We start from the raw sequence: 12805 nt of genomic DNA on the forward strand, positions 1-12805 counted from the left end.
TGTCGCGTGCGCCCGCCCCGCCGCATACCCGTGTGCGCGCCGTTCGAGCGCGTTACACTCCCGCGTCTCTGCAGCTCAGAGGCGACCTGTGCCTCCTTCGAGGCATGAACGATGAATTACTGGAGTTTGCATGCAAGCGAAGGCGAAAGTCAAGCTTTCCCGTTCCCTCGGCATCGCGCTGACGCCGAAGGCCGCCAAGTACATGGAGCGCCGTCCGTACCCTCCGGGGCAGCACGGCCGCGGTCGCAAGAAGGAATCGGACTACAAGAACCAGCTCGTTGAGAAGCAGCGCCTCCGCGCGCAGTACAACATCAGCGAGCGCCAACTGCGCAACACCTACGCCGAAGCCGTGCGCAAGCCCGGCAAGACCGGTGAGGTCCTGGTCGGCCTGCTCGAATCCCGCCTCGACGCCTTCGTGCTCCGGGCCGGCTTCGCGCGCACCGTCTACCAGTCGCGCCAGTTCGTCAACCACGGGCACTTCACGGTCAACGGCCGCAAGGTCGACATCCCGTCCTACCGGCTCAAGCCCGGCGACTTCGTGCAGGTCCGCAAGAAGTCCCGGTCGATGACGCCGTTCCAGCTGGCCGCGGCCGGCGCCTGGGCGGGGGAGCAGACCCCGGCGTACATCGAGTCGCACCTCGACGGGCTCATCGCCCGCTTCCTGTCGGTGCCCGAACGCAAGCAGATCCCCGTGATCTGCGACGAGCAGCTCATCGTCGAGTACTACTCGAAGTAGGGCCGCCGCGGCGAAGCCTGCGGGCCGAGCAGCGGTCAAGCCCGCCCCGAGTGCCGCCTGTCACGGTCAACCCCCTGGTAGGCGGCCTCCGGGCGCGAGTAGACTCATGCAGTGGTGCAGCCCCGGTTCCGGGCCCCCACGCGCTCCGGCGGACCCGGACGCAGCTGAAACGGGCTGCATTCTCTCGCCCGCCCGCTCTCGCGGGCAGGCAATGTCAGTCGCCTCACACCTGTCACAGGTGCGCGGTGTAGGACCGAGTTGTCACGGTAGCGGAGGACATGCCGAAAAAAGACGGTGCCATCGAGATTGAAGGCAAGGTCGTCGAGTCCCTCCCGAACGCCATGTTCCGGGTGGAGCTCACCAACGGCCACAAAGTACTCGCCCACATCAGCGGCAAGATGCGCCAGAACTACATCCGGATCCTCCCCGAGGACCGGGTCGTGGTGGAGCTCTCGCCGTATGACCTGTCACGCGGTCGGATTGTCTACCGTTATCGCTGACCTGACGACTACAGCTAAGTAGGACTCGTGAAAGTCAAACCGAGCGTCAAGAAGATCTGCAAGAACTGCCGCGTGATCCGCCGGCACGGACGAGTCATGGTGATCTGCTCGTCCGACCCGCGTCACAAGCAGCGTCAGGGCTAGATCTCAACGCCACAGAAGCAAGGCCCCAGCAGGGGAAACCACTGCCAGTGATCGGACAAGTCACAACCCTCGGTGCGGAGGCCGGGGCCCGCGGAGCTCGCGACGAGCCGCGGGAAGGCAGCGGTCAGACCTCCGACAACGCTAGGAGCAACGCCTAGATGGCACGCCTGGTCGGAGTCGATCTCCCGCGCGACAAGCGCCTGGAGATCGCACTCACCTACATTTACGGTATCGGCCGCACGCGCTCGCTCGAGACGCTCGCGGCCACCGGCCTCGACCGCGACAAGCGCGTCAAGGACCTCACCGACGAAGAACTGGTCAGCCTCCGCGACTTCATCGAGGAGCACTACCAGGTCGAGGGCGACCTGCGCCGCGAGGTGCAGGCCGACATCCGCCGCAAGATCGAGATCGGCAGCTACCAGGGCCTGCGTCACCGCTTCGGCCTCCCGGTCCACGGTCAGCGCACCAAGACCAACGCCCGCACCCGCAAGGGACCGAAGAAGACCGTCGCGGGCAAGAAGAAGGCACGTTAGGCAGAGGAGCGCATACATGCCACCGAAGACTCGCGGCGGATCGAAGAGCCCGCGCGCAAAGAAGAAGAACGTGCCCCACGGGCACGCGCACATCAAGAGCACCTTCAACAACACCATCGTGTCGATCACCGACCCGACCGGTGCGGTCGTCTCCTGGTCCTCCTCGGGCCAGGTGGGCTTCAAGGGCTCCCGGAAGTCGACCCCGTTCGCCGCCCAGATGGCCGCCGAGGCCGCGGCCCGCAAGGCCATGGACAACGGCATGCGGAAGGTCGACGTCTACGTCAAGGGTCCCGGCTCCGGCCGCGAGACCGCGATCCGCTCCCTCCAGGCCGTCGGCCTCGAGGTCGGCTCGATCAACGACGTGACGCCCCAGCCGCACAACGGCTGCCGGCCGCCGAAGCGCCGCCGGGTCTGACGGAGCATCCGTCACGCCGGAGTCCGCTCCGGCCACCGAAAGCATCAGCAGGCGTCATATAGCGGGCGCCCTGAACGAAGGAAACACCGAAGTGCTTATCACTCAGCGGCCAACGCTCACTGAGCAGCAGATCAACCCGACCCGTTCGAAGTTCACCATCGAACCGCTCGAGCCCGGGTTCGGCTACACGCTCGGCAACTCGCTCCGGCGCACCCTGCTGTCGTCCATCCCGGGCGCGGCGGTCACCTCGATCAAGATCGACGGCGTGCTCCACGAGTTCTCCACCATCCCCGGCGTCAAGGAAGACGTCGTGGAACTGGTGCTGAACGTCAAGCAGATCTGCGTCTCCTCGGAGAACGACGAGCCGGCCACCATGTACCTGCGCAAGGAAGGCCCCGGCGACGTCCTCGCCGGCGACATCCAGCCGCCCGCCGGCGTGCAGGTCCACAACCCGGACCTCAAGCTCGCGACCCTCAACTCGAAGGGCCGGCTTGACATGGAGTTCGTGGTCGAGCGCGGACGAGGCTACGTCTCGGCCCCGCAGAACAAGGCCGAGACCAACGAGATCGGCCGCATCCCGGTCGACTCGATCTACTCGCCGGTGCTCAAAGTCGCGTACTCGGTCGACGCCACCCGCGTCGAGCAGCGCACCGACTTCGACAAGCTGACCGTCGACGTCGAGACCAAGGCCTCGACCTCGCCGCGCACCACCCTCGCCTCCGCCGGCTCGACCCTGGTCGAGCTGTTCGGGCTCTACCGCGAGCTCGACACCGAGGCCGAGGGCATCGACGTCGGGCCCAGCCCGGCCGATCAGCAGCTGGCCGCCGACCTGGCGCTCCCGATCGAGGACCTGGACATGACCGTCCGGTCGTACAACTGCCTCAAGCGGGAGGGCGTCAACACCGTCGGCGAACTCATCAACCGCACCGAGGCCGACCTGCTCGACATCCGCAACTTCGGGCAGAAGTCGATCGACGAGGTCAAGATGAAGCTCGCCGGCATGGGCCTGAGCCTGAAGGACTCGCCCGGCACCTTCGACCCGTCCGAGGCCGCGGTGGCCTACGGGTCCGAGGAGTCCGCCGAGGCCGATGAGTACGAAGACGACGGTGAGGATCTCCGCGAGACCGAGCAGCTCTAGCGCTGAGCGAAACAGTGGCGGTCGGTTCCGTGAAACGGCCGGCCGCGCCAACACCAGAGGAGCAAGACAATGCCCAAACCTTCGAAGGGCCCGCGCCTGGGCGGTTCCCCGGCACACGAGAAGCTGATGCTGGCGGGCCTCGCGGCCTCGCTGTTCGAGCACGGCAGCATCACGACGACGCTGACGAAGGCTCGTCGGCTGCGTCCGTACGCCGAACGCCTGATCACGTACGGCAAGAAAGGCAGCCTGCACCACCGCCGCCTGGCGCTGGCCAAGCTGCGCAACAAGGACGCCACGCACGACCTGTTCGAGCAGGTCGCCCCCCGCTTCGCCGAGCGCGACGGCGGCTACACCCGGATCATCAAGGCCGGGAACCGCAAGGGCGACAACGCGCCGATGGCGATCATCGAGCTGGTCGACTAGCGACGCCGAGCCGATTCACGGCTCGAACCGCGCGCAGGGCATACGCTTTGCGCGCGGTTTTGCTTTCCCTATAGGAAATAGGATATATCCTATAGGATTTTTGCGAATGGGGGCAGGAGTGGACAAGACCAGGCTGCGGCTCGGCGTCGCCTACGACGGCGCGGACTTCTCCGGGTGGGCGCTGCAGCCCGGAAGGCGCACCGTCGCCGCCGAAGTCATCCGCGGCCTCGAGATCCTCTTCGGCGAGCTCGAGGACTTCACCGTCGCCGGCCGCACCGACGCCGGCGTCCACGCCACCGGCCAGGTCGTCCACGTCGACGTCCCCGCCGACAGATGGCAGTCCCTGTCCGAACGGCTGCTGTGGCGCCTGCGAGGCATCCTCCCCCCGGACGTCCGCATCACCTCCGCCGAAGCGGTCGACCCCTCCTTCAACGCCCGCTTCGCCGCCCGCTGGCGACGCTACGTCTACCGCGTCGCCGACGCCACCTGGGGCGTCAACCCCCTGCGTCGCAGCGACACCCTCGCCTGGCCCAGGCCCGTCGACGTCGAGCGCATGCACGCGGCCTGCCGGCGCCTGCTCGGCGAACACGACTTCGTCGGCTTCTGCAAGCAGCGCGAAGGAGCCACCACCATTCGCGAACTCCTCCAATACGACTGGGCCCGCGACGACGAAGGGGTCGCGGTCGCGACCGTCCGCGCCGACGCCTTCTGCCACTCCATGGTCCGCAGCCTCGTCGGGGCCGCGCTGGCCGTCGGCGACGGCCGCCGCGACGAGGACTGGCTCGCGTCGCTCCTGACGCTCGGCGAGCGCGCCAATGACGTCCACGTCGTCGGGCCTCAAGGACTCACTCTCGTCGAGGTGTCCTATCCGGATGACCCCGACCAGTGGCGAGCCCGCATCGACCGCACCCGCCGCGTGCGCACTCGCTGAGCGCCGAGCGGGGCCGGGCCCCGGGGCCCGGCCCCGCTCGGCGCGGCCGGCTCAGATGTTGATCGACCAGTCGTGCAAGGTCCCGGTCGAGCCGCCGTAGTAGGTGTCGGTCACCCGGAGTGTCCAGGTCCCGGACCCGTGCTCGCTGGAGAGGTCGACGTAGTAGGTCGTGTCGATGTCGTTCCCGGAGTCGGAGCTCGAGCCTTTCAGAGTCCGGACCGAGCCGTCCGGGGCCACCAGGGCGATGGTGATGTCGCCGCGGTAAGGGTGCGAGATGTCGACCGACACCTGGCTGGAGCCGGAGGCATGGCGCGAGCACGACAGCGAGACGCTCGTGCTCAGCGTCCGGCCCTCGGTGATCGTGGTCGGCCCGTCGTAGCTCCCGGAGCACTGGCTCGATCCCGGGCTTCCCGTGCCGCAGTAGTCGCTCATGTGCGACTGGAGCGCATTCTTCTCGGCCGAGTCGACGGTGAGGTCGTAGAGATGCTTGACGTGGATCCAGGCCTTGACGTAGTCGCAGCGCACCGAGGAGTTCGACGGCATCCACTCGGCCGGGTCGTAGGAGCTCTTGGAGCTGTTGGCCGATCGGCTCGCGATCCACAATTGCGGGGAGTCGACGTCGTTGGCGAAGGCCTGCCGCTGGGAGGTGCTCCACGCCCAGGCGCCGGAGCCCCAGGCCTCGTGCAATGCCACGACGTGGTCGATGGTGGCGTTGGAGACGTTACTGGTCCACGTGTTGTCGAAGTCCGACTGCCAGGAGCCGGAGTCGGGCTGGCAGTCCGAGCCGGTCTCGACGTTCCGTCCGTCCCGCAGGAGGACGTACTGGCGGGCGGTGCAGCCGCCGCCGACGCTCGACCAGTGCGGGAACAGGCTGCGGTCGTAGCTGGAGTTGTGGGACTCGGGCGCGACGGTCAGCCCGTTGAGCTCGGACTGCGCGACCGAGGCGGACGGGATGCCCGGGGGCCTGACGGCCTCGGCCGGGGAGGCGTGGATGGTGAGGGCGGTGGTCAGGGCGACGGCGGAGGCCGCCGCCAATGCGAGGGCGCGGCGCGCCAGATGCCTTGCGATGCGCATTGTTCTGCTCCTGCGGGGGACTGCGGGGGATGCGGACGTTCCGGGGATCAATTCCGCATGAGGGACGTATCGGTCCTGTCACTCAAATAGAGCGAATCATGGGATGATCGGTTCGGTCAATACCCTGGTCGAGTGTTTACGTGACAGACATGCTTGGATTACGGGAAATCGGCCGGGCCGCAACCCCCGACGCCCGCCCTCGGTCTCGCCCGGACCGCGCCCGCGCCGTGTGTCTCGATTCGCCCACTCGAGAGGAATGCGCGCGCCATGAAAGCAGACGACGGAGCCGCAGGCGGCCGACACGAGATCAACGTCGAGACGCACCTCGGCTCCGCCTCGGGAGCCCCCGATGCCGGCTGGGTCCCGGCCGCGAAGACCTACGATCCTCGCACCTGCACCCACCGAGTCCGATGGTCCGAACTGGAGCTCGCGTACAAGCTGCAGTTCGCCCTCCTCGCCGCGATAGCGGCATACTGTGCCGCGGCGTCGGCCGCCGGATTCGTATGGGGCCTCATCGACCTTGAGCGCGTCCTCGACGATGGCAGCGCGTTGGCCGTGGCCGAAGCGGCGGCGATGCTTGTCGGCTCATGCATGATGGCCTCCGGTGTGGTCATGACCGTCAGAACCTGGAACCGGCTTCACCGGCCGGGAGGCCTGACGTTCTGGCTCGCCTGCCTTGGCCTCGTCGCGCCCGCCTTCCTATTGGCACTCCAGTCGGCGATCAATGAAGAGCGGTACTGGACGTCGCTCGTACTCGTCCCATCGCTGATTCTCGCTCAGGTATTCGTCCGGTTCGGTGCAAAGCTGACCAGACGTTCGACCTGTCGGACGGATCCCGGGCTTCCCTGGGACGTCGCGCACATGCTCAAGCGCGGTCAACAGGCTCCCCCGCACCCGTCCCCGGCTCCCGATACCAGCGAGACCGAAGGGGCGGGCCCCGAACAAGAGCACTGCCGGCACCTAGTGAAATTCACGGACCTGAAACTCGGCTACCTGATCTTCAATCTGGTCGTCTGGGTGCTGTACAAGGCATACCTCGTCTTCCTGGGGTTCGCCGGACTGGTGCTGCTGCTTCGGATGGACGAGCTCACCGGCGACAGCCTCGATCTGTCCGCCGGCTTCCTGTCGATGTTGGGGCTGGTGATATTGAACTGGATCTGCATCAACGAGTTCTACGAAAGCGGCAGCCACATTCACCGGACGCCGTTGAGGGACTTCATATGGGCCGAGGCCGGGTACGCGGCCACGGCCGCGGTGCTCGTCTGGGCGGGCCTTCGACTCGACGTCCATGTGCTCTGGGTTCCCGCGGCACTGGCCGTCTTCTGGTGCCATCAGGCCTGGTCCGCCAGGAGGGGCATCACGGACTGGTCCGAATGCCGATCTGACCCCGAACTTCCGCCGGGCATCAAGGCGATGCTGCGCAACCCCTAGCGACGCGCAAGGACTACTCGATCTCCCGCCGCGGACTGAGCTGATCGACCAGCCACACGTCTACCACGTCGTTCACCACCGCCAGGACCGGTTCATCGGCCTCCTCGAGCGGCTCGCCGTCGGTGCGGCCGATGACCACGTACATCAGGTAGTGGCCGTAGGCGTTGTAGCCGAGCATGGTCTTGGCGTGTCCCAGTTCCGAGGCCGCGCCGTCGGTGCGCAGGGCCGCGAAACCGCCGTCCAGGCCCTCCTCGATCGCGCCGCGCAGCTCCTCGGCCTCGGCGGCGTCGCCGAGGTTGAGCACGCCCGCCGTGGCCGCGTGCTCACCGTCAGGGCTCACCACCGTCGCGCGGACGACCTGCGTGCAGTCGGCCTCCGCCAGCAGGTCGGCGACCGCGTCGATGCCGGCTTCGGCGCAGTCGGCCAGCTCGTCGGTGCCCAGTACCGCGTAGGACCCGGCGCCGCTCGGCGTGATGGAGTCGGAACCGAACAGCTCCTCCGTCGAAATCGGCTCGGCGTCGGTCTCCCGGCTCTCGATCGGGTCGACCACCGCCGGAGCCTCGGCATCGTCCTCAGAGGACTCGCCTTCGTCCCCGGCGCCCGGATCGGTCTGCGGCTGCGCGACGGGCGCCGACTCGCTCTCGCGCAAGACGATGTACGCGCCCGCGCCGCACGCCGCCACCACGGCCAGGCCGCTCACGACCGCCAGCGCGATGAGCCACCACCGGGTCCGCCGCCGCGCGCGCCGCGCGGCGCGGCGGAGCGGACGCGAGGCGTGGATGCGCTCCAGGTGCGTCTCGAGGTCGTCCTCCGGAGAGCGCGGCGACTGCTCCTCGGGGCTGAGCCGCATCGTCGGCGCGGTCACCCGCGCCCGGTCGATCCGGTCGTGATCCTCATCGGTCCTCGCGTGACGCCCATGCTCTCGCTGGGGAACACCGAAGGGAGACGGGCCGTGTGCCATGGATCGCAGCATAGTCCCTGGGCGGTCCGGAACCGGGAAAGCTTCCCCCGACCGGGGTATGCGGAACGGCGCCGCCGAAACGGGAGTACCGCACCGCAACTCGTGTCACGCGACCGGACGGATCGGTTCGCCGGGATCGGTGCGGACCGTCGCGGACGGCGGGTGACAATGGTGGCATGTCAGAAGGCCCAGTCGAGCAGCCAGAGCACTACTTCAGCGAAAGGCCCGCCGTCGACGACCGCGAGCGCACCATCGACTTCGAGCTCGACGGCGTCCGATACGAGCTGACCGCCTCGACCGGGGTCTTCTCCGGGACGCGCCTTGACCCCGGCACGAGCGTGCTCCTCCACAAGGTCGCGCCGCCGGAGGCCGGCGGCGTGTTCCTCGACCTCGGCTGCGGCTACGGGCCCATCAGCGCCGTGCTGGCCCAGCGGGAGGACGCCGAAGTGTGGGCCGTCGACGTCAACCGCCGGGCGCTGGACCTGACGCGACGCAACACCGAGCGGATGCCCGGGAAGGTGCGCGTGGCGACACCCGACGAGGTGCCGCCGGAGACACGGTTCGACGAGATCTGGTCGAACCCGCCGATCAAGGTCGGCAAGGACGCGCTGCACGAGATGCTCGATCAGTGGCTGCCGCGACTGGGGGACGGCGGCATCGCCTGGCTCGTCGTCTCCAAGCACCTGGGCTCGGATTCGCTGGCGCGTTGGCTGAGCGGCAAGGGCTGGAGCGTCGGCAAGCACGCCAGTGCCAAGGGCTACAGGGTGATCCGCGTCGAGCGATCCGAATGAGCCGGTCATGTGCGGAACGACGCGAGTCCGCATTGTGACAGCGGGCTTGTCATCGCTCCGTGTGATGACGTAACGTATCCGGCGTAAGCGAACACCCACGGGAGCCCGATGCATCGGGCTGAGAGGGGACTCGGTAGTCCCGACCGTCGAACCTGATCCAGATCATGCTGGCGCAGGGAGAAGGAGATATGAGCGCTACACGTCTACCACGGCTCCACGTCATCACCGACACGCGTCCCGACACGGCCGACCCGATCGCCGCGGCCACCGCCGCGCTCAAGGCCGGCGCCAGGCTCGTCCAGGTGCGCCCCGAAGACCATTACACCGACCGCGCCGCGCTCGACCTCGCGGCCGCGCTGACCGAGCTGTGCGACGAGCACGACGCGCTCTGCCTGGTCAACGACCGAGTCCACATCGCACAGGCCGTCGGCGCCCACGGCGTCCACCTCGGCGACGACGACCTCCCCATCGACGTCGCCCGGCGACTCCTGCCTCGCGCGGCGATCGTCGGCGGCACCTGCCGCGAACCCGAGGCCGCTCGCGCCGCGCGCCGCGCCGGCGCCACCTACCTCGGCGTCGGCCCCGTCTACGACACCGGCACCAAGACCGGTCTGCCGAACGCGATCGGACTCGACGGCCTCGCCGCCGTGTGCGAGGCGGTCGACGTTCCCGTCATCGCGATCGGCGGCATCACCGCCGAACGCGCCGGGCACTGCCGCTCCGCCGGGGCGCACGGCGTCGCCGTGGTCGGCGCGATCTCGACCGCCGAGGACCCCGTGCGCGCCACCGCCGAACTCCTCGAAGCCGTAGGGGAGCAGCAGTGATGCGCATCGCCGTCGTCGGCGCCGGCTCGGTCGGTCTCGCCATCGCCTGGCGGGCCGCCCAGAGCGGCGCACAGGTCACCGTGCACGACACCGATCCGGGCTCGGGCGCCTCCCGCGTCGCGGCAGGCATGATCGCCGCCGTCACCGAAGCCCAGTTCGGCGAAGAGGACATGATCCCGTTCATGTCCGCGTCGGCCGACGCCTGGCCCGGATTCGCCGCCGAACTCCAAGGCGAGTCCGGAATAGACCTCGGCTACCGGGACGTACCCACGCTCCTGGTCGGCATCGAAGACGGCGACCGCGCCGAGATCGACCGGCAGGCCGAGCTCTACCGATCCACCGGCCGTGAAGTCGTCCCGCTGCTCGCCCGGGCCTCCCGCAAGACCGAACCGCTGCTCAGCCACCGCGCCCGCGGCGGCGTCCTCGTCCCCGGCGACCACGCCGTCGACCCCCGGGCCGTCCACGCCGCGCTCCTGGCGGCCTCCGACCGCGCCGGCGTCAGCATCCTGACAGAACAGGTCGCCGACACCGCTGCACTCGACGCCGACCAGGTCGTCATCGCCGCCGGATGCGGCTCGGCCGCGTTCGGCCTGCCGATCCGGCCGGTCCGCGGAGCGGTCCTGCGCCTGCGCGCCGGCAGCGGCCAGCCGATCCCGCGCACCACCGTCCGCGGCCGGGTCGCCGGCCACCCGGTCTACATCGTCGCCCGCGAGAGCGGCGAAGTCGTCGTCGGCGCCACCAGCGACGAGCGCGGCTTCGACCCCACCTCCGGCACCGCCGGCGCCGCCCACGACCTGCTGCGCCGATCGATCGACCTCGTGCCCGAGATCGCCGAGTACCACCTCGACGAGGTCACCGTCGGCTTCCGGCCCACCGCCCCCGACAATCTGCCGCTCCTCGGCCGCATCGACGGCCGCACCGTCGCCGCCACCGGGCACTACCGGCACGGCATCGCGCTCCTCCCGGCCACCGCCGACCGCATCGCGGCGCTGGTCGCCGGCGAGGACGCCGCCATCCCCGACGCTTTCGATCCCCTGCGATTCAAGGAGGGCACGTGAAGATCGAACTCAACGGCCAAGCGCGAGAGGACATCGGCAGCGTCGCCGACGCGGTCGCCGCCGTCACCGAAGCCGGCCGCGGCATCGCCGTCGCCGTCAACGGCGAAGTCGTCCCGCGCTCCGAATGGGACCGCCCGCTCGACGACGGCGACGCCGTCGAAGTCCTCACCGCCACACAGGGAGGCTGACAGTGGACAATCCAGCACCGGTCGCCGCTGCCCGAACCGGAACGGGCGCCGAACTCAAGATCGGGGACAAGACGTTCGGCTCGCGCCTGATCCTCGGCACCGGCGGCGCGGCCAACCTCGCCCAGCTCGCCGAGGCCATCACCGCCTCCGGGACCGAACTGGTCACCGTCGCGCTCCGCCGCGTCGACCCGAACGCCGAAGGCTCCATCGTCGACCTCATCGACCGCTGCGGCGTCGACGTCCTGCCCAACACCGCCGGATGCTTCACCGCCGAACAGGCCGTCCGCACCGCCCGACTCGCCCGCGAGGCCTTCGGGACCCACTGGATCAAACTCGAGGTCATCGGCGACGAGGACTCCCTGCTGCCCGACCCGGTCGAACTGCTCGACGCCGCCGAGACCCTCGTCGCCGACGGCTTCACCGTCCTGCCCTACACCAACGACGACCCGATCCTGGCCCGCCGCCTCGAAGAGACCGGATGCGCCGCCGTCATGCCCCTGGCCGCGCCCATCGGCACCGGCCTGGGCATCCGCAACCCGCACAACCTCGCCCTCATCTGCGAGCAGGCGAGCGTGCCGGTCATCTGCGACGCCGGCATCGGCACCGCCTCAGACGCCGCCCAGGCCATGGAACTCGGCTGCTCCGCGGTCCTGCTGGCCACGGCCGTCACCCGCGCCGCCGACCCCGCCCTCATGGCCGCGGCCATGCGCGACGCCGTCGCCGCCGGCCGCGCCGCCCGCCTCGCCGGACGCATCCCCAAACGCGGCCTCGCGCAGGCCTCCACCAGCTTCGAAGGGATCGCCGACCTGTGAAGCAACCACCAGTCGCCCTCACCATCGCCGGCTCCGACTCCGGCGGCTGCGCCGGCATCCAAGCCGACCTGCACAGCTTCGCCGCCCACGGCGTCCACGGCACCAGCGTCATCACCGCGATCACCGCCCAGAACACCGTCGGCGTCACCGCCGCCGGCGCCACGCCGACCGACCTGGTCAGGACCCAGCTCGACGCCGTCCTCGGCGACTTCGACGTCACCGCCGTCAAGACCGGCATGCTCGGCGGCGACGAGATCCTCGACCTGGTCGCCGAATACGGCGCCGCCGACCGGCTGCCACAACTGGTGGTCGACCCGGTCATGGTCACCACGAGCGGCGAATCGCTCTTCTCCGGCGACCCCGGCGCCTACCTCGGCAGGCTCGGCCCGCTCGCCACGGTGATGACCCCCAACCTGCCCGAAGCCGAGCAACTGCTCGGACGCGAGATCGACGGCCCGGACGAGATGCGCGAGGCCGCCCGCGCGCTGGCGACGTTCGGCCCCCGGGCCGTGATGGTCAAAGGCGGACACGCCGCGGGCGACGACGTCAGTCTCGACGTGCTCTGGTGCGACGGCCGGATGCTCGATCTCGCCGCCCCTCGCGTCGGCACGAGGAACACGCACGGGACCGGCTGCACGCTCGCTTCCGCGATCGCCGCGCGCCTGGCGCTCGGCCACCCGCTCCCGCAGGCCGTCGCCGGCGCCAAGACCTACGTCACCGAAGCCCTGAAAGCGGCGGCCGACTGGAGGCTGGGCGCGGGGCCCGGACCGGTCCACCATCACTGCGCGAATTTACGGCTCGCGAGCTTCGCCGAGACGGGCCGCACAAGTACCACCTTGCAACCAG

General features: G+C 69.3%; 15 protein-coding genes, 2 pseudogenes and 1 riboswitch. Of the genes and pseudogenes, 15 read left to right on the plus strand and 2 right to left on the minus strand.

Annotation, left to right across the window (positions count from 1 at the left end):
* The first annotated feature begins 130 nt into the window (after positions 1-130).
* From rpsD to truA, 8 genes and pseudogenes are all read left to right on the plus strand, one after another.
* Complete coding sequence (rpsD, locus tag ACYVL2_RS04095; RefSeq protein WP_460540462.1) at positions 131-736, plus strand: 30S ribosomal protein S4; 606 nt, start codon at positions 131-133, stop codon at positions 734-736.
* 278 nt (positions 737-1014) lie between these two features.
* Positions 1015-1236, plus strand: coding sequence for a translation initiation factor IF-1 (gene infA / locus ACYVL2_RS04100; protein WP_026929479.1), 222 nt, complete (start codon positions 1015-1017; stop codon positions 1234-1236).
* A 27-nt stretch (positions 1237-1263) separates the two neighbouring features.
* On the plus strand, positions 1264-1380 hold the full coding sequence (rpmJ, locus tag ACYVL2_RS04105) for a 50S ribosomal protein L36 (protein ID WP_081687242.1): 117 nt from the start codon (positions 1264-1266) through the stop codon (positions 1378-1380).
* 158 nt (positions 1381-1538) lie between these two features.
* Positions 1539-1913, plus strand: coding sequence for a 30S ribosomal protein S13 (gene rpsM, locus ACYVL2_RS04110; RefSeq protein ID WP_460540465.1), 375 nt, complete (start codon positions 1539-1541; stop codon positions 1911-1913).
* Between the two features lie 16 nt (positions 1914-1929).
* On the plus strand, positions 1930-2328 hold the full coding sequence (rpsK, locus tag ACYVL2_RS04115; RefSeq protein WP_460540468.1) for a small ribosomal subunit protein uS11: 399 nt from the start codon (positions 1930-1932) through the stop codon (positions 2326-2328).
* Between the two features lie 91 nt (positions 2329-2419).
* Entirely contained in the window at positions 2420-3466 is a 1047-nt protein-coding gene (locus ACYVL2_RS04120) for a DNA-directed RNA polymerase subunit alpha (protein WP_460540470.1), read from the plus strand.
* Positions 3467-3535: 69 nt separating this feature from the next.
* Positions 3536-3883 (plus strand): annotated as a pseudogene (gene rplQ / locus ACYVL2_RS04125) (50S ribosomal protein L17); the annotation flags it as partial.
* Positions 3884-3995: 112 nt separating this feature from the next.
* The gene (gene truA, locus ACYVL2_RS04130) at positions 3996-4820 is read left to right on the plus strand and encodes a tRNA pseudouridine synthase A (RefSeq protein ID WP_460540472.1); all 825 of its coding nucleotides are present in this window, start codon (positions 3996-3998) and stop codon (positions 4818-4820) included.
* Positions 4821-4871: 51 nt separating this feature from the next.
* Here truA and ACYVL2_RS04135 read toward each other — a convergent pair whose 3' ends face one another.
* Positions 4872-5894, minus strand: a complete 1023-nt coding sequence (locus ACYVL2_RS04135; RefSeq protein ID WP_460540474.1) for a proprotein convertase P-domain-containing protein — start codon at positions 5892-5894, stop codon at positions 4872-4874.
* Between the two features lie 267 nt (positions 5895-6161).
* On the opposite strand from ACYVL2_RS04135, the gene ACYVL2_RS04140 reads away from it, so the two are divergent.
* The gene (locus ACYVL2_RS04140; RefSeq protein ID WP_460540476.1) at positions 6162-7325 is read left to right on the plus strand and encodes a hypothetical protein; all 1164 of its coding nucleotides are present in this window, start codon (positions 6162-6164) and stop codon (positions 7323-7325) included.
* Positions 7326-7338: 13 nt separating this feature from the next.
* On the opposite strand, the gene ACYVL2_RS04145 is transcribed toward ACYVL2_RS04140, so the two are convergent.
* A complete protein-coding gene (locus tag ACYVL2_RS04145) occupies positions 7339-8190 on the minus strand; it encodes a hypothetical protein (protein ID WP_460540478.1) in 852 nt (283 codons plus the stop codon).
* A 272-nt stretch (positions 8191-8462) separates the two neighbouring features.
* Here ACYVL2_RS04145 and ACYVL2_RS04150 point away from each other — a divergent pair, with 272 nt between their 5' ends.
* From ACYVL2_RS04150 to thiD, 6 genes and pseudogenes are all read left to right on the plus strand, one after another.
* Entirely contained in the window at positions 8463-9077 is a 615-nt protein-coding gene (locus ACYVL2_RS04150) for a class I SAM-dependent methyltransferase (protein ID WP_460540480.1), read from the plus strand.
* Positions 9078-9164: 87 nt separating this feature from the next.
* Positions 9165-9275, plus strand: a riboswitch (TPP riboswitch).
* Complete coding sequence (thiE, locus tag ACYVL2_RS04155; protein ID WP_460540482.1) at positions 9266-9901, plus strand: thiamine phosphate synthase; 636 nt, start codon at positions 9266-9268, stop codon at positions 9899-9901. It overlaps the preceding riboswitch by 10 nt.
* On the plus strand, positions 9901-10959 hold the full coding sequence (thiO, locus tag ACYVL2_RS04160) for a glycine oxidase ThiO (protein WP_460540484.1): 1059 nt from the start codon (positions 9901-9903) through the stop codon (positions 10957-10959). The genes thiE and thiO overlap by 1 nt, the downstream gene beginning before the upstream one ends.
* Positions 10956-11147 (plus strand): sulfur carrier protein ThiS, encoded by a 192-nt coding sequence (gene thiS, locus ACYVL2_RS04165; RefSeq protein ID WP_460540486.1) that lies wholly within the window; start codon positions 10956-10958, stop codon positions 11145-11147. The genes thiO and thiS overlap by 4 nt, the downstream gene beginning before the upstream one ends.
* A gap of 2 nt (positions 11148-11149) precedes the next feature.
* The gene (locus tag ACYVL2_RS04170) at positions 11150-11959 is read left to right on the plus strand and encodes a thiazole synthase (RefSeq protein WP_460540488.1); all 810 of its coding nucleotides are present in this window, start codon (positions 11150-11152) and stop codon (positions 11957-11959) included.
* Positions 11956-12729, plus strand: a pseudogene (gene thiD / locus ACYVL2_RS04175) (bifunctional hydroxymethylpyrimidine kinase/phosphomethylpyrimidine kinase); the annotation flags it as partial. The gene ACYVL2_RS04170 and the pseudogene thiD, both read left to right, overlap by 4 nt.
* Positions 12730-12805 lie beyond the last annotated feature (76 nt).

It is taken from the genome of Glycomyces halotolerans (assembly GCF_054779575.1).